Origin of the sequence: Desulfocapsa sulfexigens DSM 10523, from assembly GCF_000341395.1 — a bacterium.
Lineage (GTDB): Bacteria > Desulfobacterota > Desulfobulbia > Desulfobulbales > Desulfocapsaceae > Desulfocapsa > Desulfocapsa sulfexigens.
This window is the reverse complement of record NC_020304.1, coordinates 1975211-1997100: the sequence shown is the minus strand read 5'-3', so window position 1 is coordinate 1997100 and position 21890 is coordinate 1975211. Positions and strand designations below refer to the sequence as shown.

General features: G+C 44.9%; 21 protein-coding genes. 11 read left to right on the top strand and 10 right to left on the bottom strand.

Features of this window, described 5'->3' with window-relative positions; genetic code table 11:
• Positions 1–6 precede the first annotated feature (6 nt).
• The 8 genes from cysC to UWK_RS08835 all read left to right on the top strand — a co-directional run bounded on the left by cysC (position 7) and on the right by UWK_RS08835 (position 6720).
• A complete protein-coding gene (gene cysC / locus UWK_RS08870) occupies positions 7–609 on the top strand; it encodes an adenylyl-sulfate kinase (protein WP_015404033.1) in 603 nt (200 codons plus the stop codon).
• Positions 610–852: 243 nt separating this feature from the next.
• Positions 853–1107, top strand: a complete 255-nt coding sequence (locus UWK_RS08865; RefSeq protein WP_015404032.1) for a ComEA family DNA-binding protein — start codon at positions 853–855, stop codon at positions 1105–1107.
• Between the two features lie 174 nt (positions 1108–1281).
• Positions 1282–2109 carry an ABC transporter ATP-binding protein gene (locus tag UWK_RS08860; RefSeq protein ID WP_015404031.1) on the top strand — a complete coding sequence of 276 codons (828 nt, stop codon included), beginning with the start codon at positions 1282–1284 and terminating at the stop codon, positions 2107–2109.
• Positions 2110–2248: 139 nt separating this feature from the next.
• Entirely contained in the window at positions 2249–2929 is a 681-nt protein-coding gene (locus UWK_RS08855; protein ID WP_015404030.1) for an ABC transporter permease, read from the top strand.
• 42 nt (positions 2930–2971) lie between these two features.
• Positions 2972–3421: a lasso peptide biosynthesis B2 protein gene (locus UWK_RS20150; RefSeq protein WP_015404029.1), complete on the top strand. Its 450-nt coding sequence runs from the start codon at positions 2972–2974 to the stop codon at positions 3419–3421.
• A 159-nt stretch (positions 3422–3580) separates the two neighbouring features.
• Positions 3581–3829, top strand: coding sequence for a PqqD family protein (locus tag UWK_RS08845; RefSeq protein ID WP_052326982.1), 249 nt, complete (start codon positions 3581–3583; stop codon positions 3827–3829).
• A 66-nt stretch (positions 3830–3895) separates the two neighbouring features.
• Positions 3896–4858 (top strand): phosphoenolpyruvate carboxykinase (ATP), encoded by a 963-nt coding sequence (locus UWK_RS08840; RefSeq protein ID WP_015404027.1) that lies wholly within the window; start codon positions 3896–3898, stop codon positions 4856–4858.
• A gap of 62 nt (positions 4859–4920) precedes the next feature.
• The gene (locus UWK_RS08835) at positions 4921–6720 is read left to right on the top strand and encodes an asparagine synthase-related protein (protein WP_041916370.1); all 1800 of its coding nucleotides are present in this window, start codon (positions 4921–4923) and stop codon (positions 6718–6720) included.
• Between the two features lie 88 nt (positions 6721–6808).
• On the opposite strand, the gene UWK_RS19385 is transcribed toward UWK_RS08835, so the two are convergent.
• The 6 genes from UWK_RS19385 to UWK_RS08805 form a co-directional block, all read right to left on the bottom strand.
• Positions 6809–7021: a hypothetical protein gene (locus UWK_RS19385; protein ID WP_015404025.1), complete on the bottom strand. Its 213-nt coding sequence runs from the start codon at positions 7019–7021 to the stop codon at positions 6809–6811.
• A 43-nt stretch (positions 7022–7064) separates the two neighbouring features.
• The gene (locus tag UWK_RS08830; protein ID WP_015404024.1) at positions 7065–7937 is read right to left on the bottom strand and encodes a choice-of-anchor K domain-containing protein; all 873 of its coding nucleotides are present in this window, start codon (positions 7935–7937) and stop codon (positions 7065–7067) included.
• A gap of 315 nt (positions 7938–8252) precedes the next feature.
• Positions 8253–9581: a type I glutamate--ammonia ligase gene (glnA, locus tag UWK_RS08825; RefSeq protein ID WP_015404023.1), complete on the bottom strand. Its 1329-nt coding sequence runs from the start codon at positions 9579–9581 to the stop codon at positions 8253–8255.
• Positions 9582–9778: 197 nt separating this feature from the next.
• Entirely contained in the window at positions 9779–12346 is a 2568-nt protein-coding gene (gene glnD / locus UWK_RS08820) for a [protein-PII] uridylyltransferase (protein WP_015404022.1), read from the bottom strand.
• A 144-nt stretch (positions 12347–12490) separates the two neighbouring features.
• Positions 12491–12829, bottom strand: coding sequence for a P-II family nitrogen regulator (locus UWK_RS08815; RefSeq protein ID WP_015404021.1), 339 nt, complete (start codon positions 12827–12829; stop codon positions 12491–12493).
• A gap of 249 nt (positions 12830–13078) precedes the next feature.
• Entirely contained in the window at positions 13079–14302 is a 1224-nt protein-coding gene (locus UWK_RS08805; RefSeq protein WP_015404020.1) for an ammonium transporter, read from the bottom strand.
• A 457-nt stretch (positions 14303–14759) separates the two neighbouring features.
• On the opposite strand from UWK_RS08805, the gene mtnA reads away from it, so the two are divergent.
• Positions 14760–15860 carry an S-methyl-5-thioribose-1-phosphate isomerase gene (gene mtnA / locus UWK_RS08800; RefSeq protein ID WP_015404019.1) on the top strand — a complete coding sequence of 367 codons (1101 nt, stop codon included), beginning with the start codon at positions 14760–14762 and terminating at the stop codon, positions 15858–15860.
• A 116-nt stretch (positions 15861–15976) separates the two neighbouring features.
• Here the strand turns inward: mtnA and UWK_RS08795 are convergent, their stop codons facing one another.
• A complete protein-coding gene (locus UWK_RS08795) occupies positions 15977–17386 on the bottom strand; it encodes a mannose-1-phosphate guanylyltransferase/mannose-6-phosphate isomerase (protein WP_015404018.1) in 1410 nt (469 codons plus the stop codon).
• 27 nt (positions 17387–17413) lie between these two features.
• The gene (locus tag UWK_RS08790) at positions 17414–18775 is read right to left on the bottom strand and encodes a phosphohexomutase domain-containing protein (RefSeq protein WP_015404017.1); all 1362 of its coding nucleotides are present in this window, start codon (positions 18773–18775) and stop codon (positions 17414–17416) included.
• A 186-nt stretch (positions 18776–18961) separates the two neighbouring features.
• On the opposite strand from UWK_RS08790, the gene rfbA reads away from it, so the two are divergent.
• The gene (gene rfbA, locus UWK_RS08785) at positions 18962–19852 is read left to right on the top strand and encodes a glucose-1-phosphate thymidylyltransferase RfbA (RefSeq protein WP_015404016.1); all 891 of its coding nucleotides are present in this window, start codon (positions 18962–18964) and stop codon (positions 19850–19852) included.
• Positions 19849–20730 carry a dTDP-4-dehydrorhamnose reductase gene (gene rfbD, locus UWK_RS08780; protein WP_015404015.1) on the top strand — a complete coding sequence of 294 codons (882 nt, stop codon included), beginning with the start codon at positions 19849–19851 and terminating at the stop codon, positions 20728–20730. The genes rfbA and rfbD overlap by 4 nt, the downstream gene beginning before the upstream one ends.
• Here the strand turns inward: rfbD and UWK_RS08775 are convergent.
• Together UWK_RS08775 and UWK_RS08770 are read right to left on the bottom strand one after the other, a co-directional pair.
• Positions 20721–21089: a PilZ domain-containing protein gene (locus UWK_RS08775; protein WP_015404014.1), complete on the bottom strand. Its 369-nt coding sequence runs from the start codon at positions 21087–21089 to the stop codon at positions 20721–20723. The two genes, rfbD and UWK_RS08775, sit on opposite strands and share 10 nt — an antisense overlap.
• A gap of 2 nt (positions 21090–21091) precedes the next feature.
• The gene (locus tag UWK_RS08770) at positions 21092–21886 is read right to left on the bottom strand and encodes a UPF0280 family protein (RefSeq protein ID WP_015404013.1); all 795 of its coding nucleotides are present in this window, start codon (positions 21884–21886) and stop codon (positions 21092–21094) included.
• Positions 21887–21890: the final 4 nt, after the last annotated feature.

Below are 21890 nucleotides of genomic sequence, written 5' to 3'. Positions count from 1 at the left end.
CATTCCATGCACTCTCCACATGTAATCCGACAGCGCGCAGCAGTCAGCCGTCCACGTCGCGAAACCCTGAACGGCCACATGAGTATCAACCTCTGGTTTACCGGGCTCTCAGGCTCAGGCAAATCGACTCTGGCCCATGCAGTAGAGGAGCGATTACACCTGATGGGGTGCAGAACCTATGTTTTTGACGGTGATAATGTTCGACACGGGTTATGTGGTGACCTTGGGTTCAGCCTGGAAGATCGTAGTGAGAATATGCGTCGTATCGCTGAAATGGTAAATCTTTTTCTTGATTCCGGAGTTATTTCTCTCACCGCTTTTATTTCTCCGTTAAAGGCTGATCGTGAACGGGTAAAAGAGATTATTGGTGCTGAAAATCTTATCGAGGTTTACTGCAACTGCCCTCTTGAAATATGTGAAGAGCGTGATGTTAAAGGATTGTATAAAAAAGCCAGAACAGGTGAGATTAAAAACTATACCGGCATCTCCTCCCCCTATGAAGTCCCTGAGAATCCTGACATTGAACTCGACACAGGGACACGTCCTCTCCGTGACTGTGTAAATGACATTATTGCTGAGCTACGGGAACGGGGAATAATTTTGCATTGAGTTCCTGGTCTGTTCGCCAAAGCTTGCCGATTACAAATAAATTTTCATTTTTATTTTTCTGCCAACTTTCTCCATCCTTTTAATAATTTCGCGCCCTACAGATCACACACTTCCTATCACTAAATTGTATGTATTTTTTTCATACATTTTAATTTGACAAAGACTGCACCTCAATGATAGGCTCCCTTCTGAAAACAGGTGAAAGTACTTATAAACTATAATGTTACAGAAAAGGAGACCGTCATGAAGAAAACGATACTACTCTTATTAACCCTCTTATTCCTAACCGTAAATATAGCAATTGCTGCCATTAACATTAACACCGCCGATGAGAAAACATTGGCCACACTTCCCGGGATTGGTGAAGCAAAAGCTGCCGCAATAGTGCAGTACCGTAAAGATAATGGAAATTTCAAATCTCCCCAAGATATCGTACAGGTAAAAGGGATAGGTCAAAAAGTTTTTGAGAAACTCTCTAAGGAAATCACCGTAGAGTAACTTTCCAACCAACCTGACAATCACCTGGCCCCCTTTTCATTTTTTTTGGAAAAGGGGGATTGTATTGCCCTTCGCTCTTGCTACAATCTACCTATTCCTGTTTACATCCCCTTCGCTGTCACGTATAATTCGCCAGATCATTTTTCTCGCACACTACCTTCCTGACATAATTATATGCTTCCAGCAATTGAGCTCCATAATATTTCAAAAACCTTTACTGAACGAAACTGGAAGACATTTTTGTTTCGCAAGCCCCGTCAAACCCTTGCTCTTGACAACGTCTCCCTGACAGTTGAAAAAGGAACAATCATGGGTTTACTTGGACCAAATGGTGCCGGCAAGACAACACTTATCAAAATTCTTTCCACTCTGGTTACCCCTGACAGTGGTGAAGGATCAATTTCAGGACTCTCCCTGGCCACACAATCTCTGGCAATCAGAAATAAAATTGGGCTGGTCAGCACGAATGACCGAACTTTCTACTGGCGGCTTACCGGACGTGAAAATCTCGATTTTTTTGCCACACTCTATAATTTACATGGCTCAGTAAAGGCTGAACGAATCAACAAAGCCTTGCAACTCACTGGAATGGAGGACAAAGCCGATTCTCGATTCATGTCTTATTCTTCCGGCCAGAAACAGCGCCTGGCAATTGCAAGAGCCATGCTTTCTGATCCAGAAGTTCTCCTTATGGACGAGGCCACTACCAGTCTCGATCCCATTGCCACCAGAAAGCTCCTCACTTTCACTAAAGAGACCCTTGCCCGACAGGAACAAAAAACTATTATCTGGTGTACACATAATCTCCATGAAGCTGAAGAGATATGTGATCATGCGACCATACTCCATAAAGGAAAGGTTCTTTACAGTGGAAAATTAGAAGAGATGTCAGACTCTGGTTCCCAGAACATTGAACTGGCATTCAGCAACCTGGTTGACTTTTTTCAGAATTCACCACTTGCTGGAGCAGGCATAAATACCACTAGGGACAATTCAATATGAGGGCAAGGCCAACACTTTTTGCAAAACCTTTCGCTTTTTTCAAGCGGGATTTCAAAATTGCGACCAGCTACCGCATGCAATATGCAACACAGGGGTTTGGTATTATACTCACTACCTTTTCATTTTTCTTCTATCTAAAATGTTTGAGGGCAACCAAGTCTCTCAACTGGAACCCTATGGTGGTGATTATTTTTCTTTTGTAATCATTGGAATAGCACTTTCAGATTACTTCACCATCTCTACCAACACATTTGCCAACGAAATTCGCACCTCGCAGGTTGTTGGTACCCTTGAATCACTTCTGGTAACCCCAACATCCATCATCACTATTTTACTGTCCTCCTATGTGTACAAGCTTTTTTCCACCAGCTTCCGAATTTTCTTTTATATTCTTGTAGGTATTTACCTCTTTGATATGTCGATACAATCAGTGAACATTATCGCATTGTCTCTGGCATTTCTGCTCACACTACTCCCTTTTTTTGGTATTGGCCTTGTCTCGGCCGCTTTTATAATTGTCTTCAAACAGGGTAATCCGATCGGTGGGTTAATGATTATGAGTTCTGGATTGCTTGGTGGAGTAATGTATCCGGTAACCGTACTACCAGGTTGGCTCAAACCATTCTCGGTGATACTTCCAATCACCCATGGACTGGAGGCGATACGCCAGATACTCTTAAATGGGGCAGGAATTATTGATGTACATAATCAGCTTCTATTCCTCGCCATACTCTCTATAGTTTCATTAGCGACTGGTTTTGTTTCCATTTATTATGGTTTAAAAGTAGCAAAAAACGAAGGTTCTCTTTTACATTACTAAATTTCATCCACAAAGAGACTCTTAATGGAGCTATGAAAATTAATGGTCACTAAAATTCATAAATTCAACAAACTATCATTCGAAGAAAAAAAACTTTTTTTACAGGCTTTTGTAATTCTTGGTATTATGCGTTTTGCTCTCTTAACACTCCCCTTCAAGCTACTTACGCGCTCGCTTGATCAGCAGAAAAGTATCAGGCAACTCCCTCTTCTATCCCAAACAGAAATGAGCAGCGTTCATTTGGTAAGTAGAGCAATAAATAGAGCCGTCCTATATACTCCCTGGAAAAGCACTTGCCTGGTACAGGCCCTAACAGCACATCGAATGCTTTACAGATACAATCTCCCTGGTGTACTCTATGTTGGGATAGTAAAAGACAAGTTGTCAAACAAAGGATTAGAGGCTCATGCATGGTCTCAGTGTGGCAGCAAGATTGTAACAGGAGCCGCTGAACACGAATTATACACGGTAATATCAGTCTTCAAATGGTAAAATACTGCATCAAAAATATTTAGTAAAAGTCTGGTCAGACGGCATTCACCAGAGAAATAACATATCGATATCTCACTATATTCTTATATAAAAACTTCATGTAATATAGATTAAAAGTTTCCTTTCAAAATTATGATTATAAAAACTCAAGTATACAAATTGTCAAAAGATGTTCTCAGGCAGGAGATTGATGGAGAAACAGTTTTACTCGACATGAAAAGTGAGAACTACTTTGGCCTCAATGATGTTGGCAGTCATGTACTGGAAATGCTTCAAGATGGCTCAAACCTTGATAGTCTCGTAAGCCACCTTTTGAGTATTTATGAAATAGGAAAACAACAGCTGGAAATTGACATTACTGAGCTCCTGCAACAGTTACTGGATGCTGGGCTTATCTCCCCTTCCTAAAAAATATTACATTCTTTGATCTCTTATGTACAAAGATGACAAATCAGCTCTAGCAGCAACAAACCATTGAGATATTCAGTATTTCACCACATCATCGAGAGCAATATCCCACTTCCTGAACTGCAAATACGCGACAACTCCCTGCCTACTCTTTTTTTTGAGTCATCAAACAACTCTAAAGCTACCAGAACAGGTATCGACTGGCGCCATCACTGGCGACTGTCCAACGGAAAAATCTCCATTTCTGTTGGAAAAGAAAAGGAATATTACTGGCTCCGTTTTCCACAACTTGTCGACTTCAAGATTGAACCTGAAACCAACAAGATCAAATCATATTGCAACACTGGCATGCCTGACAACACCCTACGCCACCTGCTTCTTGACCAAACCATTCCACGTTTACTCAGCCACAAAGGGCAGCTTATTATTCATGCCAGTTGCGTACAAATCGGAGATTCTTTAGTCGGTTTCTGTGGAGAATCTGGTTGGGGAAAATCTACTCTTGCTGCATACCTTTATGGACAGGGACACACTCTGATAACTGACGACTGCCTTCTTCTTGAAACGAATAATTCCACCATGGTAGGTATTCCAAGCTACCAGGGCTTACGACTTCTTAGCGACAGCCTCACCTTACTTCCTGCATCACAAAACAAAACCACTGCTGTCTGCCACTACGCCCCCAAAAGAAGAGTTACAGTTTCGAAAAGTAACCAGAAGCAATCGATTCCCATTTCCACCATATTTTTCCTAAATGACCCTGAGCAACAATATAATACCTCATCAATTTCCCTGGAACCCATCCCAAGGGCATCAGCCCTCATCGAACTCATCAAACACTGTTTTCCATTGGACATTACAGACTCAAAACAAACTACTACACAATTAACTAATCTTGCAGAACTAATCAAAAACAGTTCAACTCAATTTTACCGCCTCAAATACCCTCGCACCATTCAATCACTCCCAGAAATTATGAAAACCATCATCAAAATCTCTACAACAAATAAAGTTGACACCACACTATGAGTGGCATTTTCGGAATATATCACTCGGACAATCGACCAATTAATCCATCGCACCTGCAAGGAATGGCGAAAAGCAGTGCTCACCGTGGTCCTGACGGGACAAATACATTAATTCAAGAGCATATCGGCTTTGGCCACAGCATGCTGCACACTACACCGGAATCACTAACCGAAATATTACCACACACTGACTCGGAAACTGGTCTCGTAATTACCGCCGATGCTCGAATTGACAACCGAGAAGAATTGTTCAACAAGCTTGGTATACGGCAAAGCAGTTCCTTACCAGACAGCCAACTCATAATATATACGTATAAAAAATGGGGTGTAGATGGATTTCTACACCTATTGGGTGATTTTGCTTTTGCCCTGTGGGATCCACTGAAACAACAATTAATTTGCGTCAGGGATTATATTGGAGTCAAACCATTTTATTACCACTTCACTCCAGAGCAATTTCTTTTCAGTTCCGAGATTAAGCAGCTGGCTGAACATCCGGATGTCATTCTATCGCCAAACGAAGGAATGGTGGCTGAATATCTCTTCTTTTCTTTTTGCAGTAAAACTGAAACCTTGTTCCAAGGGATTAATCGTCTCTCTCCTGGTCACTACCTAACCGTTTCACACCAAGGTCTTACCAGCCACAGATATTGGTCATTTAACTCGACTAAGCAAATCTATTACAAAAAATCTGAGGACTACACCAATCATTTCCTGGAGATTTTTAATAAATCAGTGACCAGCAGGCTCAGGAGTTCGACACCCATAAGCATTGAGCTTAGCGGTGGATTAGACTCTTCATGTGTCGTTGGCATGGCACACAATATTTTGAGACTCAAAAACAAACCAGCCCCCGTAGTGTATGGAATGGTTTTCCCAGGCTTACCTTTTGACGAGAGTTTGTATATTCTTGCCGTCTCCAAAGAGCACAATATTTCAGTAAACTTGATAGATTCACAACACTTCAACGAACCTCAATGGCAAAAGCAAGTTCACAAAACGTATGAACCACCAGACATACCAAATATTTCAATGCGTAATGCACTGATCAAACAAGTTACCAATAGTGGTTCCAGGATTCTACTCTCCGGCATTGGTGGGGATGAGTGGTTTTCCGGATCTGGTTTCCCATACCTGGATCTCTTGAAAAATAAAAGGTATCCAGCACTGTTTTCACATTTACGCTATTCCTTTTCCCAAAACCAACTCCATACCATAAAACGTTTTCTCTTCAACATTTTATGGCCACTGGTTCCACATGCTATTCGTAGGAATCTATGTAATAAGAATAATAAGCTTTTTCCTGCATGGATTTCACCAGTCTTTGTCAACCGTAGTAATATTCGAGAGAAGATCCTTCTTTCCGACCAGAGAACAACCTCCTCAAATCTAGGAAACCTTTTGCAGAACACGATTATTGCGATGGGAACTCATACATTTTTCCTTGAAACCATGGATAGATACCATGCTATTGCAAAACTTGAATACAGATCACCATTCCTTGACCGAAGAATAGCAGAATTTTCATTCTCTGTACCAGAGTACGAACACAACCTCCAAGGAGAGATAAAAAAAATACTACGACAAAAACAGAATCATTTATTACCAGAATTAATTCGAAAGCGACAAAGCAAAGCAGACTTCTCGTTTTTCTTCGGAAAAGCCTTCGACTCTTACAGTTTGACAGAGAAAAGTGAAAAGATGTTATCTTCAGAAGTTGGATGGATAGAACAAGACAAATTCCTGTCTGCTCTTAATGATAAACAAAAAGCATTTAAAGAAAACGCCTTTCACAGAGGGAATAAAAACTGGGAAATTTGGTTTGCACTAGCACTTGAGACGTGGGTAAAATCCACAAGATAAGACAGGTGAAAACCACTTTACACAAAAAAAGTCGAAACAGATACCCTGTTTCGACTTTCTCTTTGTGACTACATATTAACAACAAGAATCAAGTTGACTGACATGAACCATCGGGACCAATAAATGAACTCTCACTATATGTACCAGAATCGGCCCCTGAACCCGCACATCCAGCAGTTAGCCTCACAACAGACCCATGATTAATAAGAATAGATTTTGAATACTCTAATTTTTTAGGAGGCATGGAGGAACTAATTCCTTTTTTACCATTATCAACTGAGCCTTCACTTTGCTCTATCATTATAACACCCCACTCAATATGAGTTCAACACAGCACAACCCTGCTATACGTTTTTCTTTCTAAATTTCGTACCAATCAAGCCTATCACGCCAACACCAAAGAGCAGAAAAGTTGCTGGCTCAGGGACTGGAACCTCTACTATCTCAGCATACAACCCTGCATAGCTTATACTATTTTCGGGAGCTACGTAACTATTGATTATCGTGACCCCACCATCTTGAGAAAAACCAAGAACAGTAAACATATAGTCTTTATTGTTATAGCTGAAATATTCTGTTGTTCCTTGGAATCCGCTTAGGGAAACAAGATCATCTACATCCCCACCATCATTTATAGTGTTCAGAATCCCAAATGTACCTGACATCGTAAATTCTTTGTTAATCTCTTGGATGTAAAAATCAACAGCCAAATCAACAGCTGTCACACCCCTGGCGCTCCATGTGTCTCCGTTTGTATACCAAAAGTCACCAAACTTAAACCTCTCACCAGCGTTGGTCTCCATAACACCAAGAGGAGCTGTACTACCCACGCCATCAAAATTAAATTTATTAGGTGAAGACTCCTTATCCCAGCCAGGCTGTGTAAGACCAGTACCCGGGTTTCCCCACCAGAAAAGTGCCGTAGGCGACACGCTTTCATCCGGGATAGCTGGGCTTCCAGACGGGTTTTGTGACGGACTGAAAGCTGGAGATGTAGCGGGTGGTGGAGTAGCTAAAGGATCGGTGACACCGTCATCCTGATTAACCATTCCCCACACGTCGCCGGTATAATTCGCTGGCCACAGACTTTGGTCAATGACAACTGACCCTCTAACCCATTCTCCTGTGGCACTTCCATTAAATTCCGTAGCATTCGATTCGATAACACCACACACTAATAAACCGGCTGCTACTATAGGGAGTATTTTGATTCTCATGATGAACCTCCAGTATTTTACATATATCTTTTTACTTATATATTGAACAGTAATGTATCCTTTTAAAAAAAACAATAGGTAAACATACCTATTTTCATCAACTTAATTAAAATAGTCACTTTAACTAGGATCCTAAACTGTTTCTATCGTTAGCACTACACACAATCCCTCTGACAAAAAAATATTCACTAAAGAGACAACCAAGGCAGTCAATCGCAATGGATCACCTTTCGTTAAACAAAAAAAAAGACCGTCAGCCAAGAGCTAACGGTCTTTCTTTTATTTTTAGACCAAGTTTCTTACAAAGAACTACTACTAATAAATATCAAGATACTCATCAAGCTCCCAATCGGTAACCGCAGTACGATAGCGATCCCACTCAGCTTCCTTCGCTTCAATATACTTCTCGAAGATATGAGAACCAAGAGTAGCCTCGGCAATTGGGTTATTTTTAAGTTCTTCGATGGCCTCTTTCAGGCTACCTGGCATTACCTTGATACCTACCTCATCCATTTCAGCAGAAGACATCTTAAAGATATCTTTATTAACTGCAGGTGGAGGTGTCAGTTTATTCTTCACTCCGTCAAGACCTGAATTCAGCATCATTGCCAGTGCAAGATATGGGTTACAGGTTGGATCGGGACATCGAATCTCAGTACGGGTTCCCATTCCACGAGAAGCTGGAATACGAACAAGGGCAGAACGGTTAGATGCAGACCATGCAGCATAAACAGGAGCCTCGTATCCTGGAACAAGACGCTTATAGGAGTTTACTAATGGATTAGTAACCGCTGCAAAACCACGGGCGTTCTTCAAAGCTCCCGCAATGTACTGGTAGGCAACCTCTGAAAGTTTGAGGGGGCCATTCTCGTCAAAAAAAGCATTGGTACCATCTGCATTAAACAGTGACTGGTTGGTGTGCATACCTGAACCATTGATTCCAAAAATTGGCTTTGGCATAAAGGTGGCATACAGCCCATAACGTGCAGCAATAGACTTAACTACCCACTTAAAGGTGATAGTATTATCAGCAGCAGTGAGTGCATCGGCATATTTGAAGTTAATCTCATGCTGACCTTCTGCAACCTCATGATGAGACGCCTCAATCTCAAAACCCATTTCTTCAAGGGTCTCGATAATCTCACGGCGACAATCGTTTCCGGTATCCTCGGGATCAAGGCTGAAGTATCCGGCAACATCATTGGTGATAGTGGTAGCACGTCCTTCTTCGTCTTTTTCAAAGAGGAAGAACTCAGCTTCGGTACCCACATTCATGGTGTAGCCAAGCTCTTTTGCCTCTGCAAGAACACGTTTCAGGTTATTACGTGGGCACCCAGCAAAAGGAGATCCGTCGGATTTCGCCACATCACAGATAATCCTTGCTGCTGCAATACCATCCTGATTTCTCCAGGGAAGAATGGTAAAGGTATTATAATCCGGCTTAAGGTACATATCAGATTCGTTAATACGGACGAAACCATCGATGGATGACCCATCAAACATCATCTGGCCGTCGAGTGCCTTCTCTATCTGGCTGCGTGGAATAGCAACATTTTTCATAAAACCGAAAATATCAACAAACTGAAGGCGGAAATAGTGAATATTTTCCTCCTCGATAGTTCTCATAATGTCATCTCTGGTCATCGTTTGGTCTCCTTTACTAAAAGTTGAATATACTTCTCTCATTTTACCAGATTAAAGGCGAATGAAAGAAATTTCCCGTATGGGTTTGTAGCCGTATTTTCGTTCTTAAATGGAACGCCTATAAGAAACACCTATTCATTACCATTTTGCGAAAATAAATAAAATGAAAATATTTTTGTTTACATAAATGTAATTTTCTACCCCTGCAATCCACCGCCTATTGCATAGAGAACGCCATCTCGCAATTCCTTGATAAATGCAGGCTCCACTATCTTTTCCTGCTGACTGTCCAGCACATAAAAAACATCAATAAGCTGCTCAACCTCCGTTGCGATGAAAGCCCGATAGATGTTTATCCCAAAATCGGCAAGAGTCTGAGTTATACGATACAACTGCCCAGGACTGTCATCCGAATATACTTCCACGACAGTGTAGTTGTCAGATGCCTTATTATCCACCACTACTCTAATTTCGTTCGTTCCTGTAGAACGTTTAGCTCTGCCAATACCAGAGGAAAGTTTTTTATACAACCTGTGACCGAGCCCAAGTCGATGATTCAAGGCCAGGTTAAGATCATCATTTATCGCCTGCCAATCCTTCTCTTCATACTCAACACCATCTTCAGGAAGGACATCGAGAATATCCACGGCGCTTCCATCCTTCCAGGTAAAAATTTGGGCATTAAGCACTGACAGATTGTGAAGGCCAAGTACTCCACAAATTTTCGCCAGCAATCCACGGCGATCCCGGCACATAATAAGGAGCGACCACTGCGCCTGCCGTTTGCGAGGAAAAATTATAGCTTTCTGTTGGAGCACCTTGTAATTCTCACAACGTATCCGAACATGTGCAGCAACGGCCTCAGGGGTAAAGCTTAGCAAATAGTCAGGAGGAAAATCATCCACCGTCACTCCGCACTCTCTCTCATCACCAATAAGAGAGGCAACCTGCTCACGCAACCAGTCAAGCCCCTGATCCACCATCGGTAGCACATCATCCACTGCCTGAAACTGAAGATACGGGTGAACCTTCATATACATCTCATATAGAAGCGCCCCCTTCCAGTCACTCCAGGCTGAAGGACCAGTGGCACGAGCATCCGCAACCGATATCAGGTATAGCATGGCGAGACGTTCAGTATCTCCAATTGTTTCTGCACAGCGCTGCACAAACTGCTCATCATTCAAGTCCCGACGCAGGGCACTTTCGGGCATAAACAGATGATAGCGAACAACAAACTCAAGGCAGGCACACTCAGCATCGTTCAGCCCCAGACGCCTTCCTACCGCACCAACCATCTCTGCCCCAATATTTGAGTGATCCCCCCCGGAACCCTTTCCAATATCATGAAGCAGAGTCGCAAGAAACAGGACGTGCGGTGACGCTATGGTCTGAAAAACTGACTCTTCACTTCTGGTAACCTCCTGCAAATCTGCAACACTCTGCAACAAATGCCGATCAACAGTGTATATATGGTAAATATCATGCTGAACCAGTAACTCAATATTTCCGAACTCCGGGATATACGCGGAGAGCAAACCCGTTTCGAGCATAACTTCAAGCACCGTCAAAACATCCTCACCACTTTCAAGAATCTCAAAAAATGGCTTGGACATTCGCGCCGAACTTCTCATCTTGTCTGTCACCAGGTCCAGATTCCCAGTGATCATTTTTCTGGTTCTGTGATGAAGAGGAAAACCAGTTTTTGCAGAGGCAAGAAAACAACGCATCAACAGATAAGGTCGACTCTTCAGATCCTCTTCCGAGGTCGTAAGATGAATTCGATTATTCCGACACTCTATTCCTTTCTCTACAACCTGCAGCCTTGCCCCTTTTCCACTGGCAAAACCGAGAACATCATCCACATGATCAAAAAAGAGATCAGTGGTAACGGCAATGACCTGCAGATGCCCATAGAGATCCCGCATAAAATGCTCCACCCCGAGCACCCCATCTTGAGCCTGATACCCAAAGGCGGTAGCAACCTCTTCCTGCTGCTCAAAGTAGAGCTGATCATTCTTTCTGCCACTGATATAATGGAGACGATTCCGTACCCTGGTGAGCATATTCCAGGACTCACCAAAGGCATCCCTCTCCTCTTCAAGAAGTATTCCCGCTCCAGTTATTGCGTCGAGATCTACCAACCCGAAAACAAAGGCGGCAGTCCAGAGCATGGCCTGGATATCCCGCATTCCACCCTTGCTTTCTTTAATGTTTGGTTCAAGGAGGTAGCTGTGGCTGCCAAAACGCTTTCTTCGGTCACTGCGAAAGGTTTTCATGGCATGAACAAACTCATCCCGTGAGCCTTCTATAAATTGAGTCCTGTAGCGAACAAGGAGCTCATCAAAAAGCCTATTTGACCCTACCAGGAGACGAGCGTCGAGCATGGCAACTTGAAAGAAGAAATCTTCTTTTGCAAAATCCAAACACTCTTCCAAAGTTCGGACACTGTGCCCCACTTCAAGCCCGGTATCCCAAAGAGGATACAGTACACCATTTGCAATTTTTTCCATTTCCTCTTTCGCATCTTCTCTAAAAAGAATTAGAAGATCGATATCAGAATATGGAAAAAGCTCACTGCGCCCGTATCCGCCAAGAGCTACAAGGGCAACTCCTTTTGTGGCTTTTTCACTTGCCGCAGCATTGAAATGAGTGGCAATAAACCCATCAACCAGTCGACTTTGCTCGAGAAGCAGAGCCTGACCACTCAACCCCTTCTTCCATAACTCCTCAAGTGTTTCTCTTTGAGCACGTAGTTGGGACATGGATTCACACAAAAGGGTTTACACTGCAAATTAAGCAGCTGAGAAAAAACAACATGAGCATTGAAGGAACCAGCGCGACATAAAGAGTCGTAACGAAATCGATACAAACGACCATGTTATTCCGTGACGACTCCTAAGCTTCTTTTAAATTGCATCGTGATCTTCCTCACCGGTACGAACACGAACTATACGCTCAATGGGGATCACAAATATTTTTCCATCACCTATCTTCCCGGTGTTGGCAGTATCTCTTATGGTATCCACAACCAAATCGACCATATCCGCACTAACCACGATTTCAATCTTCACCTTAGGGATAAAATCAACAACATATTCAGCCCCACGATAAATCTCGGTATGCCCCTTCTGACGCCCATAGCCCTTTACTTCAGAAATAGTCATTCCTTTAACACCTATTTCTGTTAACGCATCCTTAACATCATCGAGCTTGAAAGGTTTTACAATTGCCTGAATTTTTTTCATATTTCACCTCTTATTCCAAAGTATTTCTTCACTGGAGCGCTACACAGCATATCAACTTTCTCCGTAGAACCGTCACCATCTGCAGGATACCAAAAGTTCACACAACTGAACAGGCCAAAGAACAGAAGGTTGCAGTAAAACAGACAAACACTGCTCTTTTTTCTCTACTTAGTGATCAGTTCCTACTTAACCCATACTTCTTGCTCGTTCCTCACATCTATGGTCATCTCGACTCGTAAGAAATCCGGGCTAACTATTGTATGCATTTTCGGAATGCTCGGCATAATCAACACCTCCCACCTCAGCCTCTTCAGAAACTCTCAGACCCAGGGTAATGTGTACGACTTTCAACAATATCCAGCTCACAATCAAGGTGTATCCTCCCACAACGACAACCCCAAAAGCCTGTTTCCAAAGTTGAGCCATATTCCCGGCAAGCAGGCCATCGACACCGCCTGGATTCACGGCGGTTGAAGCAAAAATCCCAAGGCAGAGTGTTCCAACGGCTCCTCCCACACCATGAATCCCGACAACATCCAGAGAATCATCCAGTTTCAATTTCACTTTTAAGTTCACGGCTCCAAAGCAGACCAGACCAGCAATACATCCAATGATGATTGCAGAATTGGGTCCGACAAAGCCTGCAGCAGGAGTAATGGTTGCAAGTCCCGCAATAGCACCCGACATCGCACCAAGGGTGGTTGCGCGCCGAAGGACAACCCATTCAACAATCACCCACATAAGCATACCGGCCATACCCGCAAGATGAGTTGCTACAAAAGCAGTAGCTGCCACTTCATCTGCAGCAAGGGCCGACCCGCCGTTAAAGCCAAACCAGCCAAACCAGAGTAGCCCTGTTCCAATAAACGTGAGAGGCAGACTGTGGGGGATAAAACTTCGCTTCCCAAAACCGCGCCGTGGCCCAATGACGAGGATTGAAGCGAAAGCCGCCGCGCCACATGTCACATGAACAACCAGGCCACCGGCAAAATCCATGACTCCCATACTTCCAAGCCAGCCCCCCTTCCCCCAGACCCAGTGGCAAACAGGATTATAGACAAAAACAGCCCACAGAAAGGCAAAGACAAGAAACGGCACGAAACGAACCCTCTCCGCAAAAGCTCCTGTAATAAGTGCCGGAGTTATTATGGCAAACATACACTGATAAATCATAAAAACGATCTGCGGAATGGTTGTCGCATAATCTGCGCTCGGTGCAGTCGTCACACCACTTAAAGCAAACCAGGAAAGATCGCCAATCACCCCACCAACATCCGGCCCAAAAGACATGGAGTAACCAAGGTACACCCATTCTATGGAGATAAGCGCTATCATAAAAAAACTTTGCATCATGGTACCGAGAACATTTTTACTTCGTACCATTCCTGCGTAAAAAAGGGCAAGCCCCGGTGTCATCAACAACACCAGTCCTGCCGCTGCCAGAATAAAGGCTGTATCTGCAGCGCTAATCATTTTTCTTCTCCCTGGATGTAGACTCGAAAGATTCCCGAAAAGAACCCCCGAATTTTGAATAAATCACAGAAACGGCTCTTCCAATCCATACCTGCAATCCTCTATATGTTGTTTTCATCTCCTGCCACCTGTGCTCCCCACAAACATTTTCACAAGAGAGACAGAAAATTATCCCCTCCTTACAACAGTCGTGCCAGAATGCCAGAGAACCTCTAACACTCCAACAGCAAGGTCATTCAAAATCATTTTTTCATTTCAGAGAGAAACATACAGGATGGTTATTGTGACATTTTTGTAACGATTCTCGGAAAATATTGCAAACTTGTAACTTTACAGCGACACCACGATTCAGACAAAAACCGAACGACTCTTGTTAAAGCAGAATCGATGGTTTATCTTTTCAGGGGAAGCCTCCACGGCTAGTCTCACAAAAACAATTCACTAAAACACCACAAACATGAACATAAAAAATCAGCATTACAGAACAATCTGGCCAACAGACGACAGCAACACGATTATGATCATTGACCAGAGAAAACTTCCTCATCAATTTATCATTGAATCTCTCTGCACTGTTGATGACGCCATAACGGCTATCCGGGACATGCACGTACGAGGAGCCGGCCTGATCGGGGCAACAGCAGGTTTTGGGATGCACCTTGCAGCAGCGCAGGCCAGACCTGGTCAACTGGCCAATGCCCTTGCAGATGGTGGTCAGCGTCTCGACAAAAGCAGACCTACAGCAAGAAACCTTAAATGGGCAGTTGATCGAGTGCTCAAAGCAGCAGAGCAGGGAACCGATGAGGAGGACAAAAAAAGAATTGTCTTTGAAACAGCCTGTGAAATTGCCGACGAAGATGCTGCCTTCTGCAAGGCACTCGGACAACATGGATCTGGGATCATCAGGGACATAAGTACGGCTAAGAGTGGTGGGACTGTCAATATCCTCACCCACTGCAATGCCGGTTGGCTTGCCTTTGTAGACTACGGGAGCGCAACTGCTCCTATTTATGCGGCGAGGGACGCCGGGATAGATGTCCATGTGTGGGTCGACGAGACACGCCCCTGGAACCAGGGGGCAAAACTAACTGCCTGGGAACTGCAGCAGGAAGGAATACCCTGCACCCTGATAACGGATAACGCAGGAGGACATCTTATGCAGCAGAAGATGGTAGATATGGTAATTGTGGGAACCGACAGAACCACCCATACAGGAGATGTGGCAAATAAAATAGGAACCTACCTGAAAGCACTGGCCGCTCATGACAACAACATTCCTTTTTATGTTGCCCTGCCCTCTTCCACATTTGACTGGAATATTAGCAATGGCAGCGACATCCCCATTGAAGAGCGTTCAGGCGATGAAGTCACCACCATCAGTGGCCTGACCGATAACGGCAGGATTGAGACGGTACAACTTACCGCGCCTGGAACCCGGGCACTGAACTACAGCTTTGATATCACGCCAGCACGCCTGGTGACTGGCCTTATCACAGAACGGGGAGTTGTCGCAGCCAATAAAGAGGCAATACATAAATTATTTCCAGAACATTCATAGGAGGAGCCCTCTTCATAAGGACTTAGCGTCACTCTCAGCGCTCGTGATCGGCTCACAGAAGTTACATCATATGAAATGAAGCGATCATGAGCAACTGAGGTGCTTAGAAAGTATTCCTACTCACCACGACCGTAATCGTCCTCAAACCGCACGATATCATCCTCACCCAGATAACTCCCATTCTGCACCTCAATCAATTCAAGATCCATAACCCCTGGGTTCTCCAGGCGATGATTGACGCCAGCAGGAATATAGGTTGACTGATTTTCGTACAGGAGAAAAACCTTCTCGCCATTTGTAATACGTGCCGTTCCCGAAACCACAACCCAATGCTCATGGCGGTGATGATGCATCTGCAGGGAAAGTTTTGAACCGGGACTCACGGTAATACGTTTTATCTGATACCGTTCATGCTGCTCAAGCACGGTATAACTGCCCCAGGGCCTGTATACTGTACGATGAAGCTTGAACTCACTCCTGCTGTCTTTTTTTAGTCTCGCAACAATCTTTTTAACATCCTGAGCCCGGGAAAGAGGTGCCACCAAAACAGCATCGGATGTTTCAACGACAAGAATATCCTCCAGCCCAACGGTGGCCACAAGAGTGTCTTCAGAGCGTATCAGGCAGTTTTTTGTGTCCTCCAGAATAACGTCGCCCTTGGTAACATTACCATCTTTGTCTTTGGCGGAAACTTCCCACAGGGCATGCCAGGAGCCAATGTCGCTCCAGTCGAGATCAGCCGCAACCACTGCGGCCCGATCCGTCTTCTCCATGAGCGCATAATCGATGGAATCACTCGGGCTACGGGACATAGCAGCCTCATCCAACCTGAAAAAGCTTCCATCTCTCTTGCCAAGCAGAACAGATTCTCTCATGCAGGATACCATTTCAGGGGCAAGCCGTTCCATCTCTTCCCGGAACGTTTTAATGCTAAAAGCAAACATTCCAGAGTTCCATAAATAATTTCCCTTCTCAAGATAGGACTTTGCGGTTTCATAATCAGGTTTTTCGCGAAAGGATCTGACAGAACTTCCTTCCCCTTTTTCTATGTAGCCATAACCGGTTTCAGGATGCTGGGGCTCAATACCGAATGTGACTATTTTCCCTTCTACTGCAAGCCTGACGGCCTCGGCCACCACCTCTTGAAACACCGCCTTACGAAGAATCAGATGATCGGCCGGCAGAACAAGAAGTATGGTATCCTCGGGCAGACTTACTGCGCAATACTCCACTGCTCCACAAACCGCAGGTGCGGTATTGCGACCAACGGGTTCCAGAAGGATATCGCACACGCCACCTCCCCCCAGGCAATCCACCTGACTGCGAGTTATAAAACGATGCTCTTCTCCCACAACCAGCAAGGGAGGTAATACTTCAGTAAGCTGAGCAACGCGAAGGACGGTGGTCTGCAACAGGGAAGTTTCATCAATGAGATTGAGAAGCTGTTTAGGGTAGAGCTCACGGGAAAGAGGCCACAAGCGGGAGCCGGTTCCACCTGCCAGGATTATAGGTTGTATTTTGGACATGTTCTTTTTTCCTTTTTTTCTCAGGCGTCAGGCTTTGATTATCTGCAACAACTCATCAGTCTTTTCTTTCAACAAACCTGGATTGGCACGACTTTCAACATTCAGACGCAGCAACGATTCGGTGTTTGATTTTCTTACATTAAAACGAAATTCAGGAAAAGACACGGAAAGACCATCGGTATAGTCCTTTTCTCCGTCCCGAAACCGATCTTCAATTTCTGTAATCACCGCGTCCGGATCAGCCACCACAGAGTTAATTTCTCCAGAAACAGGGTAGGCTGCCATGCAATCCCGAACCAGTGTGGACAGCGGAACAGCCCTACGACTCAGCAGGGATGCAACAAGAAGCCAGGGGATCATTCCGGAATCGCAATAGCCAAAGCTTTTGAAATAATGGTGTGCAGACATCTCACCACCGTAAATAGCATCTTCCAGTCGCATCCGTTCCTTAATAAAAGCATGCCCGGTTCGGACCATAATCGGAACACCTCCTGCAGCCCTCACCAGTTCCTGGGTATTCCAGATAAGACGGGGATCGTGGAGAATTTTCCCGCCAGGATTATGATTAAGAAGCTCAAGAGCCAGCAATCCTACGACATAATAGCCTTCAATAAAATTTCCCTTTTCATCCCAGAAAAAGCAGCGGTCAAAATCACCATCCCAGGCAACTCCAAAGTCTGCGCCCTGCTCTCGTACCAACCTTGCTGTCTCTTCTCGTTTTTCCGGGAGCAAGGGATTTGGAACACCGTTCGAAAAACTCCCATCAGGCTCATGAAAAGCCTTTACAAAGGCGAACGGGAGTTCCTGTTCAAGCAAATCAACCACGGGTGCCGCAGAGCCATTTCCGTTATTCACCACAACTTTTAAGGGTGCGAGTTCCTCTCTGTTCACATAGCTCAGGAGATGTTCAATGTATTCACCTTTATTTTCAGCTGCTATTTCCACCCCTCTTTTTCCTGCAGGTGGCGGCAGTTCTCCCTTCACGATCAACTCTGCCATCTGTTTAAGGCCAGCCTCTCCCGTCACTGGCCGGGCCCCTTTTGTCACAAACTTCAGTCCGTTATAATCTGCAGGGTTATGGCTTGCCGTAACAACAATTCCACCATCCACCCCTCTCTTCTCCATACTGAAAGCGGCATGGTAAATTTCCTCTGTACCACACAACCCGAGATGCAGTACGTCCACATCCGACTCAAGCAGGCCTTCGACCAGGGCAGAAGTCAACTCCGGACTACTGAGTCTGATATCATGCCCGACTGCCACCTTTCGTGGCTGAAAAAAAGTCGCGTAGGCACGTCCAATATTCCGTGCAAGACCAGGGTTTAACTCATCCGGGACCTTTCCTCTGATATCATAGGCCTTAAAACAGGCGGGGATTGCTGTACTCATCAATTTATCCTTTTTTCTGTATGATTTTCAAAAAAGACCTATTATGGTGAAGGTAACCGGGCTGAAGGTGGAAGAGTGGGAAAATGCAAATTACTGTGATTTCCTTCAGCAATCATTCTTTACTCCTCTCTCTTGCCACCCCACTACTTAGCAAACAACAACAATTCTATCAACATAACTACTTTTATGAAAGGTATTATCCTAGCCGGCGGATCCGGAACCAGACTTTATCCCTTAACCAGAGTGCTTTCAAAACAGCTCATTCCGGTCTATGACAAACCGATGATCTATTACCCCCTGTCCGTTCTTATGCTGGCAGGCATCAAAGACATCCTTATCATTTCAACCCCACGTGACCTGCCACAATTCAGCGAACTTTTCGGTGACGGTACACACCTCGGGATCTCCATCAGTTACGCGGAACAACCCGAGCCTGAAGGGCTGGCTCAGGCTTTTATCATCGGAAAATCCTTTATAGGCGATGATAATGTGGCCTTGATTCTGGGCGACAATATCTTTTTCGGATCCGGCTTCTCCCATCTCCTTCATGAATGTTCTGAACTTTCGGATGGCGGTCTCATCTTCGGCTACCCGGTAAAAGACCCTGAACGCTATGGAGTTGTCGAGTTTGACAGTAACCATAACGTGGTCGGCATTGAAGAAAAACCAAATAGACCAAAATCCAAATTCGCCGTTCCTGGACTCTATTTTTTCGATAATGACGTTGTTGCAATAGCCGAAAGTATCAAACCATCCCCACGTGGCGAGTTGGAAATAACGGATATTAACATGGAGTACCTCCGTCGCGGTAAACTCCGGGTACAACCACTCAGTCGTGGTTTTTGCTGGCTGGACACAGGAACCCACGAATCACTGCAGCAGGCATCGAGCTATGTACAGGCAGTGCAGGACAGGCAGGGCTTGAAAGTCGCCTGCATTGAAGAGATAGCATACAGCCTCGGCTATATCGACACCAGTCAAATGAGAAAACTGGCGAAAGATATGCTGAAGAATCAGTACGGTCAGTACCTTATGGATATTGCCAATGAGCAGGAATCCGGGTCTGAATTCTCATGAAGATACTGATTTGCGGTGGTCATGGCCAGCTGGGGCAGGATGTGGGCTCACTGCTTGACGCTGATCACGAGGTCATGTCCTGCGGTTCACGCCAACTTGACATAAGCAACACAAGTCAGGTAGCCTCCATCTTCTCCAACTATCAACCCGATATCGTTATTAACTGCGCCGCCTATACCGCCGTTGATAAATGTGAAACAGAAACACAACTTGCATGGCAGGTTAATGCAACCGGCCCGGAAAACCTAGCCAGACAGGCAGAGGAGACTGGTGCCAGACTTATTCACATATCCACCGATTATGTCTTTGATGGCAAAAAAACAGCTACCGAAAGCTACTCTGAAGATGAAGATGTTGCACCGCTGTCGGAATATGGGAGAAGTAAGCTTGCCGGAGAACAGGCCATCGAGGCATATTCATCCAACTATCTTATTCTTCGTACGGCCTGGCTTTATGGTTGGAAAGGAAAAAACTTTTTAAAGACCATATTGCGTCTTGCCCTGGCAGACCCGACACGTGAGTTAAAAGTGGTCAACGACCAGTATGGGTCACTGACCTGGACCGCCACCCTTGCCCGTCAGATTCAGGCAGTATTATCACCCGAAATGCAGGGTATTGTTCATGCAACGGCCACGGGTTCTTCCACCTGGTACGAAGGAGCATGTTATTTTCTTGATACCATGAGATTGCCATACCGGATCACACCCTGTACCACAGCAGAATACCCAACGCCTGCCCATCGCCCCGCCAATTCCATTCTCAATAATCAGCGACTGGAGAATGAGGGACTTTCTGTTTTCCGCGGCTGGCAGGAAGACATAGAGCAATTCGTAGCCCTCTTCAAAGAGGAACTCATCCGAGAGGCCCTTCAGGGCTGATCCTGAACCCCAAACTCCTCAATAAGGTCAGCAACAGATCTTCTCGTTTCATCGTCCATATCCTGAATCTGAAACCCGATCACATAAAAGTCTGGATTTTCATCCTGGCGACACCAGCGACTCACAGCTCCAAACACTATCTCATCACTGCCTGACACTTCTTTTGGCAGACGCATACGCAAACGATACTCTTCATTCACTTCAACAGGGCCATCGCTCAGCAGCATAAGGCCTTCAGAAGAGATATCCATCAGATGGCCCAACACCCGACTGGACATCCCGTCAAACACTCTCGAATAAAAGACCAGATGCCTGCGTGTCGTCCGCCTTTGCTCATAACCTTGCTTCGCTTCAGCCATTTTCAGTCCCCCCCTTTCAGATCAACTTGTATCAACTCAACATCCCCCATCACCCCCATCCGCTCTCCACAAATCACGACAACACCCATTATTCCTTCAATTTCCCTGGCTATGGCAAGGGCTTTCTGTATGCCATTACCGCCAGCTGCCCTCCCGACTTCATTACCAAGACGAGTTGCCGCAGCATCGGCCAGCGGAGTCGAAGTACTGAGTACGGTGACAGAATCAGCTTTTCCCATGCTCAAAGAATGGCCCACTGTTCCCGATGATGTACAGATACCGATGGGCATCTGTGAAGGAGCGATCTTCACCCCCACCTTATAACTTAATGGCGATTCACCAGCAAAGATTGCAATTGAGCAGTCACGACTGCGCTGCAAAAAGATATCGCCTCCATTCTCGACCATCACTTCACAAAAACCTGAAGCCACCAATCCCTTTCCAACGTACTCTGCAATAGTCCCTGCTACGGCAGCCATTGGCCCCACTCCTGCCTGTAAGCCAGCCATAAGCATATCACGAATCAGCGGCGGGGCAATTTTATCCAGGGACAACGGATCCAGGCTTGCACAAAACTGGGGATTCTTTACAATGTAATTTTCCAGCTGGGCCCGATACTGCAGAATAAGGTCAGTTGCCAATTCGGCAATGTCTCTTTCTGCCAGAATGTGCAGATCGGTTTCCTCTATCCGAACATTTGTGGAAACCAGACCTGTCCGGGTTACCAGTTTACGATAGACTCTCTCGGTATATGACTCCGGTGTCTTTTTTCTTTTATTTTGGTTATTAGGTTTCATAGGA

Coding starts and splice junctions, on each gene's coding strand:
- UWK_RS08790 (WP_015404017.1), bottom strand. CDS start 18,775: ATGAGTACAGCAATCCCCGCCTGTTTTAAGGCCTATGATATCAGAGGA.
- mtnA (WP_015404019.1), top strand. CDS start 14,760: ATGAACATAAAAAATCAGCATTACAGAACAATCTGGCCAACAGACGAC.
- glnD (WP_015404022.1), bottom strand. CDS start 12,346: ATGTCCCAACTACGTGCTCAAAGAGAAACACTTGAGGAGTTATGGAAG.
- UWK_RS19385 (WP_015404025.1), bottom strand. CDS start 7,021: ATGATAGAGCAAAGTGAAGGCTCAGTTGATAATGGTAAAAAAGGAATT.
- UWK_RS08770 (WP_015404013.1), bottom strand. CDS start 21,886: ATGAAACCTAATAACCAAAATAAAAGAAAAAAGACACCGGAGTCATAT.
- rfbD (WP_015404015.1), top strand. CDS start 19,849: ATGAAGATACTGATTTGCGGTGGTCATGGCCAGCTGGGGCAGGATGTG.
- UWK_RS08830 (WP_015404024.1), bottom strand. CDS start 7,937: ATGAGAATCAAAATACTCCCTATAGTAGCAGCCGGTTTATTAGTGTGT.
- UWK_RS08815 (WP_015404021.1), bottom strand. CDS start 12,829: ATGAAAAAAATTCAGGCAATTGTAAAACCTTTCAAGCTCGATGATGTT.
- UWK_RS20150 (WP_015404029.1), top strand. CDS start 2,972: ATGGTCACTAAAATTCATAAATTCAACAAACTATCATTCGAAGAAAAA.
- UWK_RS08865 (WP_015404032.1), top strand. CDS start 853: ATGAAGAAAACGATACTACTCTTATTAACCCTCTTATTCCTAACCGTA.
- UWK_RS08775 (WP_015404014.1), bottom strand. CDS start 21,089: ATGGCTGAAGCGAAGCAAGGTTATGAGCAAAGGCGGACGACACGCAGG.
- UWK_RS08795 (WP_015404018.1), bottom strand. CDS start 17,386: ATGTCCAAAATACAACCTATAATCCTGGCAGGTGGAACCGGCTCCCGC.
- glnA (WP_015404023.1), bottom strand. CDS start 9,581: ATGACCAGAGATGACATTATGAGAACTATCGAGGAGGAAAATATTCAC.
- UWK_RS08855 (WP_015404030.1), top strand. CDS start 2,249: ATGTTTGAGGGCAACCAAGTCTCTCAACTGGAACCCTATGGTGGTGAT.
- UWK_RS08835 (WP_041916370.1), top strand. CDS start 4,921: ATGGCGAAAAGCAGTGCTCACCGTGGTCCTGACGGGACAAATACATTA.
- cysC (WP_015404033.1), top strand. CDS start 7: ATGCACTCTCCACATGTAATCCGACAGCGCGCAGCAGTCAGCCGTCCA.
- UWK_RS08860 (WP_015404031.1), top strand. CDS start 1,282: ATGCTTCCAGCAATTGAGCTCCATAATATTTCAAAAACCTTTACTGAA.
- rfbA (WP_015404016.1), top strand. CDS start 18,962: ATGAAAGGTATTATCCTAGCCGGCGGATCCGGAACCAGACTTTATCCC.
- UWK_RS08805 (WP_015404020.1), bottom strand. CDS start 14,302: ATGATTAGCGCTGCAGATACAGCCTTTATTCTGGCAGCGGCAGGACTG.